We start from the raw sequence: 16,450 nt of genomic DNA on the forward strand, positions 1-16,450 counted from the left end.
CCCTCAACTCTCCAGGGAGAGCGCTTCGTTGGGGCACGAGGCGACGGCCTCGCGCGCCTCCTTCTCCTGCCCTTCCGAAACGGTCTCGGACTTGACGACCAACTGGCCGTCCTGGTCGACCTCGAACCTGTCGGGAGAGACCGATTCGCACACGCCTATGCCCTGACACCGGTCCCAATTGACGACGATCTTCACGGGTTCTCCTCCGTCGGAGCGAGTCGGATCTGTTCGGGGGGCTGCCCACCGCCGTCGTGCGCTTCGCCGTGGGCCGCGGCGTTCAGGGTCCGTACGACCCAGGTGTGGAAGTCGGTGGCCGTCTGTTCCGCCGCTTCCCGCCACCGGGCCAGCTCCTCCAGCGCGACCGGCAGTCGTGGCAGGTAGGAGGGTCCGGCGGCATCGGCGGTGTCGACGGCCGGCTTCTCGGCCGCGGTCGCCCGCCGCGCCTCGCGGATACGGCGTCGCAGCTCGTTGCGCGACCAGCGCTCTCTCTCCGCGAGGTCGAGCCAGTGGTCCTGTTCCGGTACGGGCAGCGAGGCCACCTCGGCGTGGTGCTGGAGGCTCAGGCCGGGGCGGCGTCGTTCGTGCGCGAATTTGCGGGCCAGCCAGGCGTAGTTGCGCAGGGTCTGGGTGTCGAGCCCGATCTCCGCGGCCGCGCGTTGGTACCGGCCGCTGAAGCGCAGCTGGCCGTGGGCGAGCCAGTCGCCCAGACACCATGACGTCGAATCCGCTATCCGGGCCAGTTTGCGCCCGGCCGTGGCCCAGTCGTCGAGGCTGAGATCGGAAGACATGAGCAGGCCGACCCGTGTGGTCACTATCCGGCCGCCCGAGGTCGCATGGCCGGTGCCTCTGTGCGGAACACCGGCCGGGGGTAACCGCGCCGGGGGAGCGGCCGTGCGGTCCCGGGTCGTCCTGGCAGTGCGCATGAGCAACTCCTCACCCCGACGGACTCATGACAGAAGTACCGGCTGCCCCCGGTCCCGAAGATCAAACGGAGTGGTTGAACGTTTTTCACTGCGCCGGAAGGCGCGTCCGGGGAATGGGGTGCCCGGACGGGGACACGGCTCGCCACCGCCGTGAAGACGGACGCGGCGGGACGTCCCGCCGGCGGGACATTTCCGCACGCCTGACGGCCGGCCGTACATGCTCGGTGGCCTGCGCTTTACGGCGTGTGCGGGGCCCGGAGAAGGGCTTGGGGGAGGAATCGGGGAGCCGTCCCGCCATTGACACCCTCCGTCGCCGAGCAGCACGGTTGATGACCACTCCATGACCGAAGCGGCCGTCGACGGAAGTCGGCGGAGGCTTCGTCCTGAATTCTGGAGGGACCTTCGTGTCCGACGTGTCCGAAACCTCGGCGGGTGGAAATGCGATACCCACCGAGACCGAAAATCTGGCCAGGTCCGTTGTCACCGCGGAGGCGGACCCGAGTGAGATGACCGAGTTCGCGGTGCTGCCCAAGGCCGCGTACACGACCGAGGAATACCTGCAGGTCGAGAACAGGCGTTTGTTCAGCGTGTCCTGGATGTTCGCCACGTTCGCCCGCCATGTCTCCGAGCCCGGGGACGTCGTCCCGGTCACGGTGCAGGGCGTTCCCCTGTTCGTGGTGCGCGACGAAGAGGGGACACTCAAGGCGTTCCACAACGTCTGCAGCCACCGGGGCAGTCAACTGGTGTGCGAGATGCAGAAAGAACGCAAGACGATCGTGTGTCCCTATCACGCCTGGACGTACAACCTCAAGGGCGAGTTGTCCTGGACGAAGCACTTCGCCGGAGTCAACGCCACCGATCTCCCGGACCGGCAGCAGAACAAGCTGGGCCTCAAGGAAGTGGCTGTCGCGCAATGGCTCGACTTCGTGTTCGTTAACTTCTCGGCCATGCCCGAGTCGTTCGCGCAACAGATCAGCGAACTCGAACAGCGGTGGGCGGACTACGATCTGAGCTCGATGACGTACGGCAGCTCCATGCGGTACGACTTCGACGCGAACTGGAAGCTGATCGTCGAGAATTTCCTCGAGAGCTATCACGTTCCTTTCATCCACCAGACGCTCAACACCTACTCGCCCTTCTCCGAGCGGTACCAGATCCAGCTGAGCGACCGTCTGCTGGGCATAGGGCAGGGCCGCTACCAGCCCGAACCCCTCCACGGGAAGCGCCTGCCGAGCTGGCCGATGCGGGACGGCAAGGAGAACATCAAGGCGGAGTACTTCAGCGTCTACCCCACCTTCCTGATCGGCGTCATGCCCGATCACCTCTTCGCCTGGGTGCTGGAACCGGTGAGCGCCGGCAAGACCGTCGAACACCTGCACTTCTACTTCGTCGGCGAGGAGGGCGCACACGCGGAGAAATTCGCACCGCACCGCGCCCAGACACTGGAGAACTGGAAACAGGTCAACGACGAAGACTGGGAAATCATCCAGCGGATGCAGGCGGGAATGCAGTCCCCGGCCTTCCCGCACCCTCTGCTCTCGCGCCACATGGAACGCAACATCAATGCTTTCCAGACCTTGATCAGGACGCATGTCGGCCTGCCGGGGCCCGCTGCCACCACGCTCGTGTCCTGAACCGCCCACCTCGTGTGCCGACCGCCGAAAGGGATTTCGTCATGTCCACTCACGCCGGGCCCCGTCTCTCCAGGGCGAAGGACGACACCAGCTTCGACGTCATCAAGCGCTCGCACTCCCTGTCGGGCGATACCGGCCATCTCGACGACTTCTACCGCGACTGGGCCGCATCCTACGACGCGGACGTCACCGACCAGGGATATCTGGGCCCCGCCATGACCACGGCACTCGCCGTCGACGTGACCCCGGAAGAAGCGGAGCGCTCCCGGACCACCGTTCTCGACGCGGGCTGCGGTACGGGCCTGGTCGGCGTGGAACTCGCCAGGGCGGGTTTCGGCAGCATCGACGGAATAGACCTCAGCCACCCCATGGTGGACCGGGCGCGCGACACCGGAACCTACCGTCACTTGACCGGCGGGATTGACTTGAATCATCCCGTGGAATGCGTGGAACCTGAAACCTATGATCTGCTGGTGTGCTGCGGTGTGTTCACTGTCGGACACGTCGAAGCCCGTGCGCTCGACCACCTCGTGGAAGTCGTCCGTCCCGGCGGTGTGCTGATCATCAGCACCCGGCTCAGCTATCTGCACCGGTCGGGATTTTCCGAACACCTCGGAGAACTGGCCGAAACCGGAAAAATCAGCCTGCTCAGGACCGAGGAGAACGGGCCCTACATCGATGAGGAGGCCGCGAAATATTGGGTGCTGAGCAAGGACCGGTAGGAGCGTTCGGAACAGTTCTTCTCCAGGCGGGAGTGCGGTGATGGCCATGCTCACCCCGGACCGGGAGGCCACCGGTGCCCGCTGGGGCCTGGTGTGTGCGGGCACCGCACTCATCGGCACCTGCTACGGATTCGCGCGGTTCGCCTACGGGCTGTTCGCGCCGGAGTTCCAGGACGCCTTCACCATCACCCCCACCGTGTCCGGAATCATTGGCTCCGGAAGCTACATCGGCTACTGCCTCGCGATCGTGCTCAGCCTGTTCCTCACCGAGCGCGTCGGTGCCCGCCGGATCGCGACGGCCGCCGGACTCGTGGCGACCGGGGGGACCGCGATGGTCGCGCTGGCGCCCTCCACACCCGTTCTGGCGGCCGGTGTGCTCATCGCCGGCTCCAGCACCGGACTGGCCTCGCCACCGATGGCGGCGGCCGTCAGCCGCTGGGTCCGCTCCGGCGCACAGGACCGCGCGCAGAGCGTGGTCAACGCCGGCACCGGCATCGGGGTCCTGATCTCCGGGCCGATCGCCTTCCTGCTGCTGGACCAGTGGCGCTGGGCCTGGGCGGTGTTCTCGGTACTGGCGGCCGCGGTCACCCTCTGGATCCGGCTGACCGTCCCGTTCACCACCTCCGAGCGCGGCGCCGACTCCCAGGAGCGCGGCCTCGTCCGGGGCACCGCGCTGCTGGTGCTCGGCGCGTTCTTCATGGGCCTGAGCAGTGTCGCCGTATGGACCTTCGGACGTGCTCTCGTCACCACCGAGGGCGGAGCCGGAGGTCTGGTGTCGACCACGATGTGGACCGTGCTGGGCGCCGCCGGTTTCGTCGGGGCGCTCAGCGGAGACCTCGTGGCGCGCGCCGGACTGGCACGGTCCTGGACCGTGGTCATGCTCGTCATGGCGGCCTCGACGGTCCTGCTGGCGCTCGCGCCGGAGTCCGTGATCGCCGTCTACGCCGCCGGAGGACTGTTCGGGGCGGGCTACGTCTGTCTGTGCGGGCTGGTGCTGCTGTGGAGCACCCGGATCTATTCGGCGCGTGCCTCCTTCGGTGTCGGGGTCTCCTTCCTGATGATCGCCGCCGGTCAAGCCGTGGGGGCGCCGCTGGCCGGTGCGCTCACCGACGCCGCCGGGGGCCGGGCCGCGTTCTACGCCTGCGCCGGGATCGGTGTGCTCGGCGCCTTCCTACGCCCCGGGCGGGCCGTCAACGAGAACAGGTCCACGCCGGACCCCGGCGACGGCGCGCGCGACCCCCACCAGGCGGGAACCCCCGCGCCGTGAACGACCCCCGGGAGAGACCGAGCCATGCGAGGCGTTGTCGTGACAGGGTTCGGCGGGTTCGACAAGCTCGAATTCCGCGCCGACCTTCCCGATCCCCGTCCCGGCCCCGGCGAAGTGGTGGTGCGGGTGGCAGCCGCGGGCCTCAACAACACCGACATCTGGACCCGTGAGGGCGCGTACGGCAATGACGGGGACGCCGACGCGCTCGCGGGATGGAGCGGAGAGCCGCTCGACTTCCCCAGGATCCAGGGGGCCGATGTCGCCGGGTACATCGAGGAGACCGGCTTCGGCGTGCCCGAGACACGGGTGGGGGAGCGCGTCCTCGTGGACCCCATGCTCTACACGGGCGGCGAACGCGAACTGGTGACCCCGCGTTACCTCGGCAGCGAAGCCGACGGCGGGTACGCCGAGTTCGTCGCCGTCCCGGCGGCCAACGCGCACCCGGTCGGGAGCCCCCTCGGCGACGCGGAACTCGCGACGTTTCCCACCGCCTACCTCACCGCACTGCGGATGCTGCGCCGGGCCCGCGTCACCGAGGGGGAAACCGTGCTCGTCACCGGAGCCTCCGGGGGAGTGGGCTCCGCGCTGGTCCAGCTCTGTGCCACGCGCGGCGCCAGGGTCGTCGCCGTCACCACGGCGGAGAAGGCCGATGCCGTCGCGCGCGTCGGCGCGCACCGCGTCCTCACCCGCGAGCACTTCGACCCGGCCGGTGTCGCCGAGGAGATCGACGTCGTGGCCGACGTGGTCGGCGGACGCCTCTTCGGCGAACTGCTCGGCGAGGTCGTCCGCCCGCTCGGACGGTACGTCACCGCGGGCGCCATAGCCGGCCCGGTCGTCGAGGTCGATCTGCGCCGGCTCTACCTGAAGCAGGTCGAGCTCATCGGCTCCTCCTTCGGCTCCCACGAGGACTTCACCGAACTTGTCGCGCTCATCCAGGGCGGCGCGCTCAGAGCGCTGCTGGCACGCACCTACCCCCTGGCCGATCTGGTGAGCGCGCAGAAGGAGTTCATGGCGAAGAACTTCGTGGGCAACATCGTGGTCACTCCCTGACGAGCCCCGAGCCCCGAGCCGCGGGAACTCACCGGCCGTTAATCACTGGCACCCCGTTCTCGGGCGAGGTTATGGTTCTGCTCGTTCCGGGGTGCGGCCGTGTGCCCTCCCCGAGGGGACAGTGCTGTTCGTTGAGGAAGAGGAAGCAGGAGGTGAGGACATTGATGACTGTCACGGTGACGGGCACGGCCCGCATTCAGGAGTTCATCATCGTTGCCACCCCCGTGGCCTCCGGCTGACACCCACTCTTCTTCTCACGCGCCGAGCGCGCTGCCGGGGCCACCCTGTGAAGGGTTTCCCTTGTCCGACGTTTCGTTCCACACGTCTTCCGCTTCCGCTTCCGACACTCGTCACCCCCTTGCCTCCCACGGCTGGGACGAGGGGTGGGAGGCGGAGTTCGCCCCGTACGCCGCGCAGGGCCTGCTGCCCGGCCGTGTCGTACGGGTCGACCGCGGCCAGTGCGACGTCCTCACCGCCGACGGCATCGTCCGCGCCGACACCGCCTATGTGACTCCGCACGATCCGCTGCGGGTCGTCTGCACCGGTGACTGGGCCGCAGTCGACCCCGTCGGCGACCCCCGGTTCGTACGGGCGTACCTGCCGCGCCGCACCGCGTTCGTACGCTCCACCTCCTCCACCCGGTCCGAGGGGCAGATCCTCGCGGCCAACGTCGACCACGCGATCATCGCGGTCTCGCTCGCCGCCGAACTCGACCTCGGGCGGATCGAGCGGTTCCTGGCCCTGGCCTGGGAATCGGGCGCCCAGCCGCTGGTGGTCCTCACCAAGTCCGACCTGGTGCCGGACGCCACCGGGCTCTCGTACCTCGTCGAGGACGTGGAGACCACCGCGCCCGGCGTGCAGGTGCTGCCCGTCAGCTCCGCGACGGGCGACGGCATCGACGTGCTCACCGCCGTCGTGTCGGGCGGTACGAGCGTGCTGCTCGGGGTGTCCGGCGCGGGGAAGTCGACGCTGGCCAACGCCCTGCTGGGGGAGGACGTGATGGAGGTGCGGGCCATCCGTGAGATCGACGGCAAGGGCCGGCACACCACCACCACCCGCAACCTCCTCGCCCTGCCCGGCGGGGGAGTGCTCATCGATACGCCCGGACTGCGCGGCGTGGGGCTGTGGGACGCCGAGACCGGCGTCGGGCAGGTCTTCGCCGAGATCGAGGAGCTGGCGGCCCGGTGCCGGTTCCACGACTGCGCGCACGAGACGGAGCCGGGTTGCGCGGTGCGGGCCGCGCTGGAGGAGGGTTCACTGCCCGGGCGCAGGCTGGAGAGCTACCGCAAACTGCTGCGGGAGAACCGGCGCATCGTCGCCAAGACCGACGCGAGGCTGCGCGCGGAACTCGGACGCGAGTGGCGGCTGAAGTCCGCGCAGGGGCGGGCCAACTCCGAAGCCAAGCGGGGCGGCGGCAGGCGGTAGGCGGCAGGTGGTCGGGGCGGCGCCGGGGCATGCGGCTCCGCCGCGCGGAGCGCTGCCCCGCACCCCGGCCCCCGGCCCCCGGACGGGTGCGGCCGTGCCGCTCGCGGCCACTTCCCGCCGTTCGGGGCCGCGTCCGAATTCCGCCAGCCGGCCCTGCGCGGCCGGCGCACACTGGAGGACATGATGGACGAGGACAGCAAGTACGAGGCGGTGACCAGCCGCGACGCGCGTTTCGACGGGGAGTTCTTCTTCGCCGTCGTGACCACCGGCATCTACTGCCGGCCGAGCTGCCCCGCCGTCACCCCCAAGCGCGAGAACGTGCGCTTCTACCCGACCGCGGCCGCCGCCCAGGGCAACGGCTTCCGGGCCTGCCGTCGCTGCCGCCCCGACGCCGTACCGGGCTCCGCCGAGTGGAACGCGCGCGCCGACGTCGTCGGCCGCGCCATGCGGATGATCGGCGACGGGATCGTGGACCGCGAAGGCGTGCCCGGCCTCGCGGGCCGGCTCGGCTACAGCACCCGCCAGGTCCAGCGGCAGCTGACCGGCGAGCTGGGCGCCGGGCCCGTCGCGCTCGCCCGCGCGCAGCGCGCGCACACCGCCCGGGTGCTCCTCCAGACCACCCGGCTGCCCGTCACGGAGATCGCCTTCGCCTCCGGCTTCGCGAGCGTGCGGCAGTTCAACGACACGATCCGTCAGATCTACGCCCGCACCCCCAGCCTCCTGCGCGCGGAGTCCGGCGCCAGGGCCGCGGGCTCCTCCGGCGCGGGCCCCGTCCTCGCCGTCGGGATTCCGCTGCGCCTGGCCCACCGCGGGGCGTACGCCGCCAGGGAGGTCTTCGACCTGCTCGCCGGAGAGGCCGTGCCCCGCGTCGAGGAGATGCTCGGCGGGCCCGGCGCCCGCACCTACCGGCGCACCCTGCGCCTGCCGTACGGAACGGGCATCGCCGCCGTCGACGAGGCGCCGCACAGCGGCTGGCTGGAGGCCCGGATCCACCTCACCGACCTTCGCGACCTCACCACCGCCGTCCAGCGGCTGCGCAGGCTCTTCGACCTGGACGCCGACCCGTACGCCGTCGACGAGCGGCTCGCCGCCGACCCGGCGCTGGCGCCGCTGGTCGCGGCCCGCCCCGGACTGCGCTCGCCGGGCGCGGCGGATCCCGACGAGTTCGCGGTGCGGGCGCTGGTGGGCCGGGAGGCCGCCGCCGGGCTCGTCGAGGCGTACGGGAAGGTCCTGGACCAGCCGTGCGGCGCGCTGACCCACGTCTTCCCCGAGCCGGGCGCCCTCACCGGGGCCGGGGACCCGGCGCTGCGGGGACTCGCCGCCGCGCTCGCCGACGGCGTCGTACGCCTCGGCCCGGGAGCGGACCGCGACGAGGCGGAGCGGGCCCTGCGCGCCCTGCCCGGCGTCGGCGCGCGGACGGCCGCGCTGATCCGGATGAGGGCGCTCGGCGATCCCGACGTGGCGCCGGAGGACGAGGGCTTCCCGGCCGGAACGGGGTCCGACGCGTGGCGGCCCTGGCGGTCGTACGCGATGCGCCATCTCTGGACGGCGTAACGCCCCCCGTACTCTCTTGTGCGGCCCGGCCCGACGACTCGGCCTCGCCGAACGCGGTCATGGCGCCGGCCTTCCCCGCGCGCCTCGTCCCGCACACCGGCACACCGGCCCAGGGCTTCGGACGGACGGACCTCGGGACGGAACCCAGGGCGAGAACCCCGGGCAGACCTTCACCCCCAGAACACCGCGCCCGCCCAGGCGCCGACCACCAGCAGGCACGCGAACAGTTCCACCAGCACCGGGTACCCGACGGCGCGCATGACCGTACGGGTCGAAGCCCAGCCGCCGCCGTGGCTGCCGAGCCGCGCCCGCTCCACCCCGTAGATCCCCCCGACGAACCCCGCGATCCCGCCCACCACCGGCAGCAGGAAGAATCCGGCGATCCCGGCGATCCCGCCCACCACGAGCGTCCGCGGCGGAGCGCCCGACTCGCGGGGGCGGCGGGCGGGGAGCAGGGGCTTGAGCGCCTGGTCGATCAGGAGCAGCGCGGTCGCGCCGATCAGTACGCCCCAGGCGAGCGTGGTCTTCTCGTCCAGCGCCCACCACAGCACGGCCGCCCAGACGATCGCCTGCCCCGGCACGCCCGGCGCCAGGACACCGAGCAGGCCGAGCAGCATGACGAGGCCGACCAGAAGGAGCTGCCACACGCCCATCTGTCCAGGGTGCGGGACCCGGGCCGTCTGTGCAGGCCGGAGGGCCCGCGCTGCTCCTGCTCACCCCGGGAGAACGCCCCCGCGAACCGGTCGGTGCCTGGCCACCCAGCCCCGTTCGTACGCATGCCAGCCCAGCTGCAGCCGGGTCGTCACGCCCGCCAGTTCCATCAGCCCCTTCACCCGGCGCTGCACCGTCCGCAGGCCCAGTTCCAGCTGTTTGGCGACGCTCGCGTCCGTCATCCCGGCGAGCAGCAGCGACAGCACCTGGAGATCCGTGGCATCGGGTCCCGGCAGCCCCTGCTCCGACACCGCCCCGTCCGCCCCGAGCCGCAGCGGCAGCGCCTCCCGCCACACCGCTTCGAAGAGCCCGGTCAGCGACTCCAGCAGCCCGCTCGCGTGCACGACCAGAGCCGCGGGCTCCGCGCCGCGCCCCGTCAGCGGCACCATCGCGGTGGTGCGGTCCGCGACGACCAGCTTGGTCGGCACCTCCTCCACCACCCGGACCTGCTCCCCGCGCCCCAGCGCCGCCGACAGCCCGGCGATCCCGGTGGGCAGCGTGAGTACCGCGCGCTCGATCACCACCCGGTACGTCACGCCGCGCGCCGGCGCCCGCTCCTCCGCCTCGCCGTCCGTACCGGTGACCGCGATCGGATCCCCGGTCACCAGCGCGCACACCTCCTCGGCCGCGCCGAGCCGGAGCTGTACGCAGCGGTGCGCCACGGCGCTCGCCCCCGTCACCACCTCGACCAGATCGTGCACCGCGGGCTCGGCGGCCTCCGCCCGGTACTCCTCCGCGAGCAGCGCCGCCGTCAGCTCCGCCTGCTCCAGCTCGTGCCGCTGCCGGGTGAGCAGCGCGCCCAGCGCGACCCCGGGCGGCGCCGCCACCCAGCGCCCCGTACGGGCCGACGACTGGGCGGCGAGCCCCCGGCGCTCCAGGCGGCGCAGCGCGCGCTCCGTGTCCGCCTCGGAACGCGTCAGCCGGTGCGCGAGGTCGGGGACCTCCGCGGCGCCGAGTGCGACGAGCGCGCGGTACGTCGACTCCTGTGCCTCGTCCAGACCAATGGCTCCCAGCACTCCTCCGCACCCCTCCCCGGACGCTTCGATCCCGTACCGTCTCCCCGCTCTTGCCCAACGGCTCGTGGCGGGAAGCGGCCACGGCGTAAACCCGCCGCACGCATCATCCCTCCACCTCCCGTCACTCTGCCAATGTGGCGCCACCGCAGCATCAACAGCCTCCGGAAACAGTGCTTTTGTGAGTGATTCGACAGGGAAAAGCGATGCGCCCGGTATCGCACACGGCACTGGGGACAGCGACCACCGCCGTCCTCCCTGTCACCGTGGTCGCGCCGTCCGCGGCCCGGGGACCGCTCGACGCGCCGGCCGCCGGACCGGTCACGCTGTGCTGGAAGGCCACCGCCGGCAGCCCGTACGTCTGCCACCTGACCTGACCTGACCTGACCTGACCCGACCTGGCCTGGCCTGGCCTGGCCCTCCCCGAGGACGGCCCGCCCACCTCGGGCCGCACTTATCGCACAGGGAAGCTGTCGTACGCGTACGAAGACGGCGGGGCCGAGGCCGAGGCCGAGATCGCCGAGCGGTCGGACGGCGGCCGTGGACGCGCGTCCGCCGAAAGCTGTCCGCCGGGCGTCCTTCCCGTGGGGGAGGGGGGATCGTCCGGCGGACTTCTTTTCCCGATGCCCCGTTTTCGTACGGCCCGAGCGGTGGACAATAAGGGGCATGAGCCAGCAGGGGGAGAGGCGCACCACCGACGAGGACCAGTGGTGGAGCCGGCTGTACGGCGACGAGACCATCCCGGACACGGGCCCCGCGCCCACGGGCGACACCCTGGACGACCGTTTCGACTCCGCGGCGGACACGGTGGCGCCATCGCCCGCGCCCCCACCGCCGCGGTCGCTCCCGGCCCCGCGCCCTCCGGAACTGCCGCCTTCGTGGCGGCCGGAGCCCGCTCCCGCGGCGGACGACCGCCCTCCGCTCCCACCGCCCCCACCGACCCGGGACCCGGTTCCGAGCCCGCCGGGGGCACGGGAACCCGAACCGGCCCCGGAGCCGCCGCCCTGGCGGGCGGTGGGGCAGGCCACCGCGGCGGCGGAGGAGCAGCACCGGGCCCCGGCGGCAGAACAGCCGCTTCCGCCGGCACCGCCCCCGGGGCCGCCCCGGCCTCCGCAGCCTTCGCAGTCTCCACCGGCGGAGCCACCGCTTCCGCCGGCGTCGGGACCGGCCCCGAGCCCGCCCGAGGCACGCCGGCCGCAACCGGAATCACAGCCGCAGCCGGAGTCACCACCGGCGCCGTCACCCGCTCCCCCCGCAGCCGCACCGCAGCCGCCGGAACCACCGGCGCCGCCCGCTCCCGCCCGCCCGCCCGGGCCTTCCGCCCCATCCCGGCAGCGTGCCCCCTGGGAGCCGCCCGACGTACCCCGGACACCGCGGGCCCGACGGGAGCCGGACCGGCCGCAGTCCGCGAACGCCGCGCCGCCGGACGGCCGGCGGCCCACGCCCCCCACCTCCCCGGAGACCGGGCCGCGGTCTGCGCCCCCGTACGCCGGAGGGCCGCCCGAGACCGCCGGGACCGGCAGCGGGGAGGACCGGGACCGCCCCCGTGCCGGCTTCGTCGGGGACCGGCCGCCCACCTACGACGCCGCGCCCGCCGCCCTGCCCGCCGCGGACCCGCACGCGCTCGACACCCTCGTCGCGGACACCGTGCTCGACGGCGCCCGGTACGGCACATACACCCTGCGCGCCGCCTCCGTCCGCGGCGACTCCGCCCGCTACCGCGGCGAACCCCGCCGTGACGCGCTGCTCACCGCCCGCTTCGGCCGAGGCGAGGACGGGCTCGTCCTGGTCGCGGTGGCCTGCGGGACCCGCGCCACCGAGAGCGCGCACCTGGCCGCCGCCGACGCCTGCCGCCGGATCGGCGAGGCAGTCGGCCGCAGCCACACCCGCCTCGCCGACGACATAAGGGCGGCCCGCAGGGGCGACCTCAAGTCCGGCCTGCACCGCCTCACCGACCACAGCTACGGCAAGCTGCGCGCCCGCGCGTCCGAACTCGGCCTGGAACCCGAGGAGTACACGGCGAGCCTGCGCTGCCTCCTCCTCCCCACCGACCCCCGGTGCCGCACCAGGGTCTTCTTCGGGATCGGCGGCGGAGGTCTGTTCCGGCTGCGCGGCGGCGCCTGGCAGGACATCGAACCCCCCGCCCCCGAGCCCGCCGCCNGCCTCACCCTGGACCTCGGCATTCCGACACCCCCGTCCCCGTACGTCGAGAGCACACTCCCGCCCGCCGAGCCCTTCCGCTTCCGGGCCTCGGTGGCCCGCCCGGGCGACACCCTCCTCCTGTGCACCGACGGCCTCGCCGGTCCCCTGCGCGGCGAGCCCGCCCTCGCCGGGGAACTCGCCGGGCGCTGGGCCTCCGCCGAACCCCCCGGCCTCGCCGAGTACCTCATGGACACCTGCCTGAGGGTGAAGGGGTACGCCGACGACCGGACGGCGGTCGCGGTCTGGGAGGCGTGACGGCGTCATCCGGCCCCCGGCACATGCCTGCCACCGCCCGGCCGGCAAATGGAACGGGCATGAGTGCTATCGCGGGAGCGGGGCATGCATCCCGTGAACCTGTTCGAGAGAAAGGGCCGATCCGACGTGCGGGTGGGGGCTATGACAGGGCAACAGGCGGGCGGCCGCGGTGCCGCCGCGCGAGGGCCGTCGCAAGCACGGGCGGAGGGAAAGGGGGCACTCATTCATCTGCGGCGCAGATTGCGGCATGCGGATCTCACAGCGGTGCCGGAGGTACGGCGCGCTCTGCGCGACCTGCTGCGGCACCGGGAGGACCAGGAAGACCGGGGTGAGGGGGGCGACCGGAACGGCCGGGACTGTACGGGCGTCGCCGAGCTTCTGACCACCGAGCTGGTGACCAACGCCCTGGTCCACACGGAACAGGACGCGGAGGTCACGGTCACCGTCGCCGCCTCCCGGCTCCGGGTCGAGGTGCGGGACCTGGCCACCCGCCACCCGCAGCTGCACGTACCGATCGCCGACGACGGTACGCACGGCAGGGGCCTCGTCCTGGTGCAGGCGCTCGCGGACGCGTGGGGCGTGAAGGCGCACGGCGTAGGAAAAGTGGTCTGGTTCGAACTCGACCTGGGCGGCGGGCCGGTGTAACCGCCCCGGCCCGCCGCCGCGGCTCAGCCGAATTGCTGCTCGAGGTCCTTGAGCTTGCGTTCAAGGGAGTCGAGCCGTGGCAGAGCCTGGGTGTCGTCCTCGGCGGTGAGGTCGACGGTCGTCACCTCCTCAGCGCCCTTCACGGCCTGTAGGGAGGGCCTTGGCCGAAGCGGCAGCTGCCCGGGTTCTGCTATGGCAGGCTCCGCGACGGCCTGCGGCGGTGCGGAGCCCGGAGTGGGGGCAAGGGCCGGGATCTCGACCTGCCGGCCGCCACCACGGCCGCGCCAGGCCCTGTGCTGCCGGTTGATGGCCTTCAACTGGGCGCGTTCCAGCTTCTGGTGATCGCGCCGGCGGATGCGGTTCTGCTCCTTCTCGCGTACGTCCTCGCGCACCTCCTCGACCGCTTCGTCCAGCGTGCGTACGCCTTCCAGGAGCATCAGCGACCAGGCCCCGAAGGTCTCCCGGGGCGCCCTCAGCCACCGTACGATCCGGATCTGCGGCAGCGGGCGCGGCACCAGGCCCTGTTCGCGCAGCGCGGCCCTGCGGGTCTGCTTCAGCGCGCGGTCGAACAGCACCGCGGCCGACAGCGACATCCCGGCGAAGAACTGCGGGGCGCCCGCGTGGCCCAGGCCCCGGGGCGCGTGGACCCAGTTGAACCAGGCGGCCGCACCGGCGAACGTCCACACCAGCAGGCGCGAACCGAGGGCCGCGTCACCGTGGCTGGCCTCGCGCACCGCGAGCACCGAGCAGAACATGGCGGCGCCGTCGAGGCCGAAGGGGACGAGGTACTCCCAGCCGCCGGAGAGGTTGAGGTTCTGCCGGCCGAAGCCGACCAGGCCGTGGAAGGAGAGTGCGGCGGCGACCGCCGCGCAGCAGAAGAGCAACAGGTACGAAGCGATCCCGTAGACCGCCTCCTTGCGCCTGCGCCGTTCCTCGGTGCGTTCCCAGGAGTCGTCGGCCGCGGCCTTGCCGCCTGCGCGCTTGCCGCGCGCGAGCACCGCGACCGCCGCCAGGACCCCCACGAGCATCACGCCACCCGGAAGCAGCCAGTCCAGCGATATGTCGGTCAGTCTCATGCGGTGTCCCTTGCATCGCGGTAGGGCGTCTCGGGCGCCATATTGGCGGAATCGAAGTGGCCCGAAGAGGCTTTCGGTGCAAGAGAACGCCATGGGAGTGCCAGGGCATGCGAATAGGTGCGATTCAGTCGAACCACCGTGCTGGTGAGGGCAGTTGGGTTCGATTTACGCCACCCGTCCGGGTGGCGTGCCGTCAGGCCGTGGCGACCGCGGACGCCGCTGTCGCCGCGGCTTCCTCGCTCAGCTTCCGTACGCGTTCGGCGTCGCACGTACGGGGGCACGTCACGCAGGTGTCCTCGGGGCGCAGCGTGTAGAAGAGGCAGCAGCTCGCCCGGTCGCGGGTCGGCAGCGGTTCGTCGTCCGGCCCGGTCAGTTCGCGGAAGCCGGCCGTACCCGCGTACGGCTTGGCCGTGCCCGGCAGCAGCTCCTCCAGCTCCCGCATGGCGCGCCGCTCCTCCCCGAGCAGGTGCGCGATGTACCAGAGCCCTTCCACGATCTCGTCCGTCGCCATGCCCCACAGCGCGCGCTTCCCGCGCCGCATCCGGGGTCCGAAACCGTCGAGCACCGGGCCGAGGTGCTCGGCGACGGCCTCCCGCACCTCGCCGCGCAGGGCCTCCTCGTCCGGTACGACGCGGGCGCCGGGCAGGGCGGCGGCCGGATCGTCCGGCAGGCAGGCGAACTCCCGCACACGTACGGTCATGCGGCCCAGGGACCGCTGGAAGGCGACGTCCTCGACGGGCACGCGGGGCACCCGGCGGTCCAGGAACCACGGCACGGTGACCAGCAGGCAGGCGGGCCAGGCGTACCGGTGCAGACCGAAACTCGCGATGACGTCGGGGCGGGCCTGCTGACCGTAGTCGCGCAGGACCTGCGCGTTGTCCCAGGCGAGGAAGGTGTCGAGGGCGTCGCCGCCGGCCGCCAGCTCCGCCGCGCCCACCCAGCCGTCCCCGCGGGGCGCCCGCTCGCCGTCGCGCAGTTCGGTGACGCGCAGACCGGAGAAGACCTCGGTGAGACGGGCGTAGGAAACCGCGACGGGGGAAGCGGCGACGCCGGGGACAAGCGTGGTGACGGTCATGCAGGGGACCACCGAATCGCGATCGTTTGCAGGTAAGCCTTACCTTACCCGATCTTCTCTGTATTTGAACTGTCACCCCGGCCGCTTATCGTGCATACGGGACACGCACCGGAGGGATCCACATGGAGCAGGCCAGACCGCGCGAGGCCGCGTACGGGCGGATACCTGCCGCACGCGCCCCGGCACAGGCCCGCGGCGAGCACACGCACAGCGAGCCCCCGGCCCCCCGCCCCGTCCGGCGCCACTCGGTCCGCGGCCAGGTCCTCGACGCCCTGCGCGCGGCCCTGGTCACCGGTGAGCTGGTCCCCGGCGAGGTCTACTCGGGCCCCGCCCTCGGGGCCCGTTTCGGCGTCTCGGCGACCCCGGTCCGCGAGGCGATGCAGCAGCTGGCGCTGGAGGGCGCGGTGGAGGTCGTCCCGAACCGCGGCTTCCGCGTCACGGTCCGCAGCGCGGTGGAACTGGCCGAGCTGGCGGAAGTGCGGTCCCTGATCGAAGTACCGGTCATGCTCCGCCTGGCCCTCACGGTCCCGGCCGGCCGCTGGTGCGAACTGCGCCCCCTGGCGGAAGCCACCACGGCGGCGGCGGCGACGGGCAACCGGGCGGCGTACGCCGAGTCGGACCGCGCCTTCCACCGCGCGGTCCTCTCCCTCTCCGGGAACCGCCAGCTGGTCACCGTCGCGGACGACCTCCACCGCCGCTCCCAGTGGCCCCTGCTCGCAGGCGACCCCCTGGGCCGCCGGGCGGACCTCCTGGCGGACGCCGCGGAACACCTGGCCCTGCTGGACGCCCTGGCGGCGCAGGACCTGACAGTGGTCCAGTCCCTGGTCCGCGAGCACTTCGCGGGCGCGGACCGCTGAGGGCCGGGCCCTCCCGGGCCGCGCCCGGGACGGTGACCACC

At 72.4% G+C, this 16,450-nt stretch carries 16 protein-coding genes; 10 read left to right on the plus strand and 6 right to left on the minus strand.

Translation table 11 applies throughout. The annotated features are described in order from the left end of the window. Nucleotides 1-3: 3 nt before the first annotated feature. Nucleotides 4-195 carry a ferredoxin gene (locus ABD374_RS29330; RefSeq protein WP_344499233.1) on the minus strand — a complete coding sequence of 64 codons (192 nt, stop codon included), beginning with the start codon at nucleotides 193-195 and terminating at the stop codon, nucleotides 4-6. After that, nucleotides 192-812, minus strand: a complete 621-nt coding sequence (locus ABD374_RS29335) for an LmbU family transcriptional regulator (protein WP_425577387.1) — start codon at nucleotides 810-812, stop codon at nucleotides 192-194. Before ABD374_RS29335 ends, ABD374_RS29330 begins: the two co-directional genes overlap by 4 nt. Before the next feature lie 515 nt (nucleotides 813-1,327). Here ABD374_RS29335 and ABD374_RS29340 point away from each other — a divergent pair. The 6 genes from ABD374_RS29340 (at nucleotide 1,328) to ABD374_RS29365 (ending at nucleotide 8,575) form a co-directional block, all read left to right on the plus strand. After that, the gene (locus ABD374_RS29340; protein WP_344499237.1) at nucleotides 1,328-2,557 is read left to right on the plus strand and encodes an aromatic ring-hydroxylating oxygenase subunit alpha; all 1,230 of its coding nucleotides are present in this window, start codon (nucleotides 1,328-1,330) and stop codon (nucleotides 2,555-2,557) included. Nucleotides 2,558-2,598: 41 nt separating this feature from the next. After that, nucleotides 2,599-3,279: a class I SAM-dependent DNA methyltransferase gene (locus ABD374_RS29345; RefSeq protein WP_344499239.1), complete on the plus strand. Its 681-nt coding sequence runs from the start codon at nucleotides 2,599-2,601 to the stop codon at nucleotides 3,277-3,279. Nucleotides 3,280-3,319: 40 nt separating this feature from the next. Then, on the plus strand, nucleotides 3,320-4,546 hold the full coding sequence (locus ABD374_RS29350) for an MFS transporter (RefSeq protein WP_344499241.1): 1,227 nt from the start codon (nucleotides 3,320-3,322) through the stop codon (nucleotides 4,544-4,546). Nucleotides 4,547-4,585: 39 nt separating this feature from the next. Beyond that, on the plus strand, nucleotides 4,586-5,596 hold the full coding sequence (locus ABD374_RS29355) for an alcohol dehydrogenase catalytic domain-containing protein (protein WP_344499243.1): 1,011 nt from the start codon (nucleotides 4,586-4,588) through the stop codon (nucleotides 5,594-5,596). A 300-nt stretch (nucleotides 5,597-5,896) separates the two neighbouring features. Further along, a complete protein-coding gene (rsgA, locus tag ABD374_RS29360; RefSeq protein ID WP_344499245.1) occupies nucleotides 5,897-7,021 on the plus strand; it encodes a ribosome small subunit-dependent GTPase A in 1,125 nt (374 codons plus the stop codon). Nucleotides 7,022-7,204: 183 nt separating this feature from the next. Further along, nucleotides 7,205-8,575 (plus strand): DNA-3-methyladenine glycosylase 2 family protein, encoded by a 1,371-nt coding sequence (locus tag ABD374_RS29365; protein WP_344499314.1) that lies wholly within the window; start codon nucleotides 7,205-7,207, stop codon nucleotides 8,573-8,575. A 170-nt stretch (nucleotides 8,576-8,745) separates the two neighbouring features. On the opposite strand, the gene ABD374_RS29370 is transcribed toward ABD374_RS29365, so the two are convergent. Then, the gene (locus ABD374_RS29370) at nucleotides 8,746-9,228 is read right to left on the minus strand and encodes a DUF456 domain-containing protein (protein ID WP_344499247.1); all 483 of its coding nucleotides are present in this window, start codon (nucleotides 9,226-9,228) and stop codon (nucleotides 8,746-8,748) included. Nucleotides 9,229-9,288: 60 nt separating this feature from the next. Next, nucleotides 9,289-10,302 (minus strand): helix-turn-helix domain-containing protein, encoded by a 1,014-nt coding sequence (locus tag ABD374_RS29375; RefSeq protein WP_344499249.1) that lies wholly within the window; start codon nucleotides 10,300-10,302, stop codon nucleotides 9,289-9,291. Nucleotides 10,303-10,505: 203 nt separating this feature from the next. On the opposite strand from ABD374_RS29375, the gene ABD374_RS29380 reads away from it, so the two are divergent. The 3 genes from ABD374_RS29380 to ABD374_RS29390 all read left to right on the plus strand — a co-directional run bounded on the left by ABD374_RS29380 (nucleotide 10,506) and on the right by ABD374_RS29390 (nucleotide 13,401). After that, nucleotides 10,506-10,676 (plus strand): hypothetical protein, encoded by a 171-nt coding sequence (locus ABD374_RS29380; protein ID WP_344499251.1) that lies wholly within the window; start codon nucleotides 10,506-10,508, stop codon nucleotides 10,674-10,676. Nucleotides 10,677-10,965: 289 nt separating this feature from the next. Beyond that, nucleotides 10,966-12,756, plus strand: a complete 1,791-nt coding sequence (locus ABD374_RS34750) for a protein phosphatase 2C domain-containing protein (RefSeq protein WP_425577384.1) — start codon at nucleotides 10,966-10,968, stop codon at nucleotides 12,754-12,756. Between the two features lie 141 nt (nucleotides 12,757-12,897). Beyond that, entirely contained in the window at nucleotides 12,898-13,401 is a 504-nt protein-coding gene (locus tag ABD374_RS29390) for an ATP-binding protein (RefSeq protein WP_425577385.1), read from the plus strand. Nucleotides 13,402-13,424: 23 nt separating this feature from the next. Here ABD374_RS29390 and ABD374_RS29395 read toward each other — a convergent pair whose 3' ends face one another. Further along, on the minus strand, nucleotides 13,425-14,477 hold the full coding sequence (locus ABD374_RS29395; protein WP_344499255.1) for a DUF2637 domain-containing protein: 1,053 nt from the start codon (nucleotides 14,475-14,477) through the stop codon (nucleotides 13,425-13,427). A 193-nt stretch (nucleotides 14,478-14,670) separates the two neighbouring features. Next, nucleotides 14,671-15,552 carry a (2Fe-2S)-binding protein gene (locus ABD374_RS29400; RefSeq protein WP_344499257.1) on the minus strand — a complete coding sequence of 294 codons (882 nt, stop codon included), beginning with the start codon at nucleotides 15,550-15,552 and terminating at the stop codon, nucleotides 14,671-14,673. Nucleotides 15,553-15,674: 122 nt separating this feature from the next. Between ABD374_RS29400 and ABD374_RS29405 the strand changes: the two genes are divergently transcribed. Next, the gene (locus tag ABD374_RS29405; RefSeq protein ID WP_344499259.1) at nucleotides 15,675-16,409 is read left to right on the plus strand and encodes a GntR family transcriptional regulator; all 735 of its coding nucleotides are present in this window, start codon (nucleotides 15,675-15,677) and stop codon (nucleotides 16,407-16,409) included. The last annotated feature ends 41 nt before the right edge of the window (nucleotides 16,410-16,450 follow it).

The organism is Streptomyces enissocaesilis, assembly GCF_039533765.1.
In the GTDB taxonomy this organism is placed as follows: Bacteria; Actinomycetota; Actinomycetes; order Streptomycetales; family Streptomycetaceae; genus Streptomyces; species Streptomyces enissocaesilis.

Excerpts from the sequence above, each read along its gene's own strand:
- ABD374_RS29350 (WP_344499241.1), top strand. The coding sequence starts at position 3,320 with ATGGCCATGCTCACCCCGGACCGGGAGGCCACCGGTGCCCGCTGGGGC.
- ABD374_RS29395 (WP_344499255.1), bottom strand. The coding sequence starts at position 14,477 with ATGAGACTGACCGACATATCGCTGGACTGGCTGCTTCCGGGTGGCGTG.
- ABD374_RS29370 (WP_344499247.1), bottom strand. The coding sequence starts at position 9,228 with ATGGGCGTGTGGCAGCTCCTTCTGGTCGGCCTCGTCATGCTGCTCGGC.
- ABD374_RS29365 (WP_344499314.1), top strand. The coding sequence starts at position 7,205 with ATGGACGAGGACAGCAAGTACGAGGCGGTGACCAGCCGCGACGCGCGT.
- ABD374_RS29390 (WP_425577385.1), top strand. The coding sequence starts at position 12,898 with ATGACAGGGCAACAGGCGGGCGGCCGCGGTGCCGCCGCGCGAGGGCCG.
- ABD374_RS29400 (WP_344499257.1), bottom strand. The coding sequence starts at position 15,552 with ATGACCGTCACCACGCTTGTCCCCGGCGTCGCCGCTTCCCCCGTCGCG.
- ABD374_RS29380 (WP_344499251.1), top strand. The coding sequence starts at position 10,506 with ATGCGCCCGGTATCGCACACGGCACTGGGGACAGCGACCACCGCCGTC.
- ABD374_RS29405 (WP_344499259.1), top strand. The coding sequence starts at position 15,675 with ATGGAGCAGGCCAGACCGCGCGAGGCCGCGTACGGGCGGATACCTGCC.
- ABD374_RS29345 (WP_344499239.1), top strand. The coding sequence starts at position 2,599 with ATGTCCACTCACGCCGGGCCCCGTCTCTCCAGGGCGAAGGACGACACC.